The organism is Paenibacillus sp. GCM10023250 (assembly GCF_042653205.1).
Classification (GTDB): Bacteria; Bacillota; Bacilli; order Paenibacillales; family Paenibacillaceae; genus Paenibacillus_Z.
The window spans coordinates 26,135-33,574 of sequence record NZ_JBHSHY010000051.1 but is presented as its reverse complement, the minus strand read 5'-3'; the positions used below and the strand labels follow the sequence as shown (position 1 = coordinate 33,574).

Genomic DNA, 7,440 nt, shown 5'->3' with positions numbered 1-7,440 from the left:
TTTGCCGTAAGCTTCCTTCAGATTCCGCCTCGCGGCGGACACCCTTGCTTTTGGCTAACGGTAGGCGTTCGCCAGCCCCCGTTCGGGACTTTCACCCTAGAGATGACGCCCATGCTGGGCGTACACGACAAGCAGCAGCCTTCGGCCGAAGGCTGCTGCTTGTTCGCGTTTCATGGGCCATCCACGTTGTGACGGCCGTCCCGCCCGCCTGCTTAACAAATACACGTCTTCCGCTTCCGCCCGACCCGGTCCATCCCCGCCAGCTTGGCGATATAGTCCGCCGCCACCGGCACCTTGCAGGCTGTGTTTCCGACGTCCACCCGCACCTTGCCGATCGCCTCCGCGACGGCCGCGGCCTCCTCGTGCAGCGCCGACACGTACCCCCCGACCGCGATGACGAACGCGTTCATCGCGTACCGGACGCGGTTCCGCTCCGCGTGCACCGTCTCCCGCACCTGCCCGAGCAGCCCGCGCAGCTCCGCGAGGTCGAGCACCTCGTCCGGCTTGATCGAGACGAGGTTTGCGTACGTGCTCCAGCCGCAGGCCGCGACCAGCTCATCCGGCGACGCGATCCATTCCAGGGCGAGCTCGCGCCCGTGCGGTCCTTCGGCCGCCAAGCCAGGAACGGTCGTCTCCGCGAGCAAATACCAATTCGCCTTCGCCGCCCAGGCCCGCAGCCGCTCCTTCGATAAGGCCGCCGGATCAACCGTCAGGCCGGCCAAATACATCGCGTCGCTGTTGCCGGACTCATACAGCGCGCTTGCGAGCGCCTGGTCCTGTTTGACCGCCTTAACCAGCTTTTTCAGATCGCCGATCTTCACCCCGAAGAGCGGCTCCCGCGCGCCGTGGTTCAGGAACGTCTTCTTCGTCTGGGCGGTGCCCATCTCCTCCAGCTGCCGCATCACGTCTTCGTATGTCATCATGCGATATGCGCCTCCGCTTCCCAATCCTGTGTTTCCTCCACTATACCACAACCGGTCGCCGCGGTAAGCCAGTCCCAAGAACAGGCCATCATGGCCGTTTCGGCATCCCGGAGGGCCCTCCGAAAGATCAAATTTTGCTAAAGTTGACCCGATACGCTCAGGCCTTTATGCCTATTATAGGTTTCATGTCGATTTTCGCGAAGAATCCCGTCCGAATCATCCCGAATGGCGATTTTATCCAATGGATTTCCGTTAATATTTCCAGCCAATATCTTACAACCCCTACCCTATAATAGATTTAAAGACCCATTAGACAAAATTCGCTAGGATTTTGTGCCCATTGTTGAACGGAATTCGACAGCATATAATGACGCCGTGAAACTAGTTCTCCGCAAACGGAACCCGGGTTTCGCAAGCAAACGCAAACGGCAGTACCCTACTCCCCTGGCAAGGGGACGATTCTGAGGAGGGAGTTCGAGAATGGCATCACGCACCACCAAACGTTTCAAAAAAAGCCGCAGTATCGCTGCATTGTCGCTCGCGCTCTCGATGACGCTCGGCGCGGTCAACGTCTCGCCGGTTCCGAGTGCAAGCGCCGCGAAGGCGGAGGGCGTCTCGCGCCTGCTCTCGTACGAGGGCGCGGCCTACGCCTCGTCTATGGAGGGCGGCCTGTCGCCCGAGAAGGCGGTGGACGGTAACGGCGATTCCCGCTGGGGCAGCGCGTTCAGCGCGGACCCGCAATGGATTTACGTCGACCTCGGCGACGTCGCCGACATCGACAAGGTCGTGCTCCGCTGGGAGAACGCCTACTCCAAGTCCTACAAGATCCAGGTATCCGATGACGAATCGGACTGGAAGGACGTGTATGTCCAGCCGGCCGGCGACGGCGGCACGGATACGATCGCGCTGTCAGCTGCCGGACGCTACGTCCGCATGCTGTCGCTCCAGCGTTCCGGCAATTACGGCGTCTCGCTCTATGAATTCGAAGTGTACGGCCAGGGCGGCACGAATCCGTCACCGGTCGTGCTCGGCGAGGACGTCGCCAAGAACCGCCCCGTGAAGGCGTCGTCCTACCAGCAAACCGAGCCAGGCAAGCCGCTGCCGCTTCCGGAGTACGCGGTCGACGGCACGCCGGACACGCGCTGGTCGTCCAAGGACACGAGCGACGAATGGCTCTACGTCGACTTGGGCAGCGTCCGCGACATCGGCCGCGTGCGGCTGAACTGGGAGAACGCCGCGGGCCGGGTCTACGATCTGCAGGTATCCGACGATGCCGGGCATTGGACGACGGTCTACCGCGAAATGAACGGCCGCGAAGGCTGGATGGACACGCCGATCTATGCCAGCGGCCGCTACGTGCGGATGAAAGGCATCAGCCGGACGACGAGCTACGGCTACTCGCTGTACGACTTCAGCGTGTACGACTACGTGCCGGGCGACCCGAAGCCCGTCTATGACATTCCGGCGCTGCCTGCCGCATCGGTCGTCGACGTCGGCAAGGGCAGCTACCTGACGAGCGATATCTCCATGCCTCAGCCGCGTCCGCCGATCAACAAGACGGCCGGCGTCGCCGCGCCGATCGCCTCCAACGACTGGTGGCAGTCCGTGCTGATCAAGAACCTGAGCGACAGCCTCGTGACGCTTCCGCTCAAGTCCAAATATACGCCGCAAGGTCTCGGCGTCCTGAATCCGGGCGCCGGCTGGGTGAACAAGGACGGCAATTCGCAGGCCGCCGACGGCGCGCCGGATTTCTACCTGTCGGCCGGCAATATCAGCGCCTCGCGCGCCAAGAACGCCGTGTCGGGCTACAGCGACTGGTCCGCGACCGTCGTCTTCAGCGACAACGACACGAAGAAGATGGAGACGACGCTGGTCAAAGGCTCGCCGTACCTGTATTCGGAGTTCAGCGATCCGACGACGCCGGACCTGTACTTCCCGGTCGCCGCAACGTTCTACGGCGACGACGGTTCGCCGGTGCTCGCGGCCGACGGCGACGCGCTGACGGCGGACCACATCGGCTTCACCGTCACCAACGTCGACGGCTCGCCGGAGCAGAAGACCGTCGTGCGCCACTACGGCGTCTTCGCTCCGGAAGGCTCCACGTTCATCAAGGTCGGCAATAAGGTCAAGATCCGCCTCGGCGGCGGGCAGCATTACTTGTCCCTGGCTGCAATGCCGGCACCGGGCGACCTGAATTATTTTTACCGCCACGGCTATGCGTTCGTGACTCAGACGACGGTAACGCCAGGCTTCGACGAAGCGGCGTCCGAGGTGACGACCAAGTTCGAGGCGACAGTCGACCTGAAGCGGACGGACCTCGAAGCCACGACGCTGATGGCGCTGCTGCCGCATCAATGGAAGCAGACCGGCGAACCGCTGACGGCGCTGTCGTATCCGTCGATCCGGGGCACGCTGAAGCTGCATGAGGGCAACGCGTTCACGACGACGGACCGCTTCTATGGCATCGTGCCGCAATTCACAGAGCCGGGCGATCCGGCGTATTCGCGCGACGCGCTGCTGGAGCAGCTCGCCTACCTGGACGAAGCGACGTCGAAGAACATCATGTCCGGCGACGCGTACTGGCAGGGCAAGGTGCTGCATCCGCTCGCCATGGGCGTGCTGATCGCGGATCAGGTCGGCGACGATTCCTACAAGAATATGTTCCTCGGCCGGCTGCGCACGATCCTGACCGATTGGTACACGTACACGAAGGGCGAACCGGACTATTTCATGTACTATGACCCGACATGGGGGACGATGTATTACAAATCGAGCGAGTTCGGCGCCAACACCGGCCTGACGGACCACCATTTCACATACGGCTACTACGTGTTCGCCTCCGCTATTCTGGCGACCTACGACCAGGACTTCAAGGACAATTACGGCGGCATGGTCGAACAGCTCGTGCGGGACTACGCGAACCCGTCGAAGAACGACCCGCAGTATCCGTTCCTGCGCAACTTCGATCCGTACGAGGGCCATTCGTGGGCCGGAGGGTACGGGGACAACAACAACGGCAACAACCAGGAAGCCGCGGGCGAATCGCTGTTCGGCTGGGTCGGCGAATATATGTGGGGGCTGCTGTCCGGGGACAAGGCGTACCGCGACATCGCCATCTACGGCTTTACGACGGAGCTGAAGGCCGTCGAGCAGTACTGGTTCAACTACGACGGCGATAACTGGCTGCCGGCGTTCGACCATAAGTCGGCGGGCCAAGTCTACGGCAGCGCGTATAACTTCGGCACCTTCTTCAGCGGCGATCCGGTCAACATTTACGGCATCCACTGGCTGCCGACCGGCGAATACTTGACCAGCTACGGCTTCGATCCGCAGAAGGCCGCCGATCTGTACAACGGCATGGTCGCGGACAACGAAGGGCCGGAGGACGCGTGGCAGCACATCGTCTGGCCGATCGAATCGCTGAGCGACCCGCAGGCGGTGCTTGATAAATTCACCGTCGAAGGCACGCAGAAGAACGAAATTTTCGATACGTACTGGTTCGTGCACAACATGGCAACGCTCGGCCAGCGCACGACGGACATCTGGGCGAGCGGCTGGTCCGGCGCCACGGTCTACAAGAAAGGCAGCGCCTACTCGGCGATGATCTGGAACCCGACGAACGCGCCGATCACCGTGACGTTCCATAACGCGGCCGGCGTGACCGGTTCCGCCAAAGTGGGCGCGAAGACGCTCGTCAAGGTCGACCCGACGAAGGCGACCGACCTCGATCAAGCCATCCCGCCGCGCCTGACGGCCGATACGTCGCAGAACGTCGTCGGCCAGCCGGTCGAGCTGACATTCGCGGATAACGCGGCTTGGCGGCAAGCCATCGGCGCCGTGAAGGTGAATGGCGAGCCGGTCGACGCTTCGCGCTACCGGGTCCAAGCCGGCAAAATCACGCTCGGCGCCAGCGTATTCCCGGTCGAAGCGGGCTACGACATTACCGTGCAAGCGGCCGGTTATCCGGATGCGGCGATCAAGCAGATCGTCACGACGAACAGCACCGTGAACCTGGCGCTGAACAAGCCGGCGACCACGTCCGACAACCCGAACAAGGCCGGTTCCTTCGCGGTCGACGGCAAGGCGGACACGCGCTGGGAGTCCGCGTTCAGCGATCCGCAGTTCATCGCGGTGAACCTGAAATCCGAATACAAAGTCAGCCGCGTGCGCCTGAACTGGGAGAACGCCGCCGGCAAGAGCTACACCGTCCAAGTCTCCACGGACGGCAAGGCATGGAAAACCGTCTATGCCACGACGCGCGGCCACGAAGGCATCGACGACATCACGTTCGCGGCCGAGAACGCCCGCTACGTTAAAGTAACCGGCACGCAGCGCACGACGCATTACGGCTACTCCCTGTGGGAGCTGGAAGTGTACGGCACGCCGGCCGGCGCGCTCGACGCGCCGGAATTGACCGCGGACGACACGATGAACCGCGCCGGACGGCCGATCGACATCGCGTTCGACGATTTCGCGGATTGGCGGACCGCCATCACGTCCGTGAACGTTAACGGCAAGCCGGTCGACGCCGGCAGCGTCCAGATCGCGCCGGGCCGCATCGCGCTCGACGGGTCGCTGTTCCCGAAAGCCGGCAGCTACGACATCTCCGTGACGTCGCAAGGCTTCGCGACCGCCGCCGTCAAGCAAACGATCGTAACGAACTCGAACGTCAACCTCGCCCTGCGCAAAACGACGGTAACGTCGGACGACGCGAAGCAGCCGGGCAAATACGCGGTCGACGGCAACAAAAACACCCGCTGGGAATCCGACTTCAGCGACCCGCAATTCATCACAGTCGACCTCGGCGCGGAGAGCGTCATCAGCCGCGTGCTGCTGAACTGGGAGAACGCCGCCGCCAAGAGCTACACGGTGGACGTGTCCGCCGACGGCAAGACATGGAAGACCGTCTACGCCACAACCAGCGGCAAGCCGGGACCGGCCGACATCGGCTTCCTGCCGGTCAGCGCGCGCTATGTGAAAGTGAACGGCACGCAGCGCACGACGAACTACGGCTTCTCTCTCTATGAATTCGAAGTCTACGGCGACGGCGACGGTCTGCCAAGCGCGCCGGAGCTGAACGCGGATACGACGGACGCGGCCGTCGGCCAGCCGATCGTCGTCACGTTCGACGACGACGCGGCATGGAGAAGCGCGATCACGGCCGTCAAGCTCGACGGCGCCTTGCTGGGCGCTGGCCAGTACGCGGTATCCGAGGGCAAGCTCGCGCTGAACGCGGCCTTGTTCGCCAAGGGCGGCGCGTATACGATCACAGTCGAAGCGAAGAATTACGCGGACGCGGTCGTGCTGCAGACGATCGCCGGCAAGGACGAACCGAGCCAGAATCCGGGGCAGAATCCGGGACAGGACCCGGGCCAAACGAATCCGAATCCGCTGAACCTGGCGTTCGGCAAACCGACGGCGTCTTCGCCGGATTACCACCGCGCAAGCGCGGACGCGGTCGACGGCAGGCTGGACCGCCGCTGGGAATCGGCCTTCGCGGATCATCAATGGATGAGCGTCGACCTCGGCGCCGCCCAGACGATCAACCGCGTCGTCCTGAACTGGGAGAACGCGTACGGCAAAGCGTACACGATCGACGTCTCCGAAGACGGCGAGACGTGGAAGACGGTATACGCGACGGAGAACGGCAACGGCGGCATCGACGACCTCTCGTTCGATCCCGTCAGCGCCCGGTACGTCAAAATGAACGGCATCTCGCGCGGCACGCCGTACGGCTTCTCCCTCTGGGAGTTCGAGGTGTACGCGGGCGACAAGGCGCCGCTCACCGGACCGGCGCTGCTGCCGGACGATGCGGATAACGTGCTCGGCAAGCGTATCGAGCTGACGTTCGCGGACGACCCGGCTTGGCGCGGCGCGATCCACGCGGTCGAACTGAACGGCGAGGCGCTTCGTGCCGACCAGTATGCGGTCACCGCGGGCAAGCTGACGCTGAGCGCGGCCTTGTTCACCGAAGCCAAGCCGTACCAGGTGACGGTGCTGGCGGCGGGCTATAGGAACGACACCGTCGTGCAGGCGATGCTGCCGGCGGCCAACCTGGCGCTGCACAAGCCGGCGGCCACGTCCGACAATCCGCTGCAGGGCGGCGAACGCGCCGTGGACGGCGACAAGAGCACGCGCTGGGAATCGGCGTTCGCCGATCCGCAGTGGATCAGCGTCGATCTCGGCGCCGTGCAGACGGTCAGCCGCGTCCTGCTGAACTGGGAGAACGCCTCCGCGAAAGCATACGCCATCGAAGTCTCGACGGACGGCGAGCACTGGACGCAGGTCTATGCCGCGTCGGATGGCGACGGCGGCATCGACAACGTATTCTTCGCTCCGGTCGAAGCCCGCTACGTCAAAGTGACGGGCACGCAGCGCAACACGCAGTACGGCTACTCGCTGTTCGAATTGGAAGTCTATGCCTGATCCCTCGCGGGCGGAGCTCATCGCTTCGCTCGCGGCAAGAAGGGCCGGGGCCGCCTGATATGGCGGCCTCCGGCCCTTTTTTTTGCGTCCC

At 63.4% G+C, this 7,440-nt stretch carries 2 protein-coding genes; one reads left to right on the top strand and one right to left on the bottom strand.

Features of this window, described 5'->3' with window-relative positions; genetic code table 11:
• Positions 1–212: 212 nt before the first annotated feature.
• The gene (locus ACFPB1_RS24440; protein WP_379228787.1) at positions 213–920 is read right to left on the bottom strand and encodes a DNA alkylation repair protein; all 708 of its coding nucleotides are present in this window, start codon (positions 918–920) and stop codon (positions 213–215) included.
• Between the two features lie 483 nt (positions 921–1,403).
• Here ACFPB1_RS24440 and ACFPB1_RS24435 point away from each other — a divergent pair, with 483 nt between their 5' ends.
• Complete coding sequence (locus tag ACFPB1_RS24435) at positions 1,404–7,349, top strand: discoidin domain-containing protein (RefSeq protein ID WP_379228785.1); 5,946 nt, start codon at positions 1,404–1,406, stop codon at positions 7,347–7,349.
• Positions 7,350–7,440 lie beyond the last annotated feature (91 nt).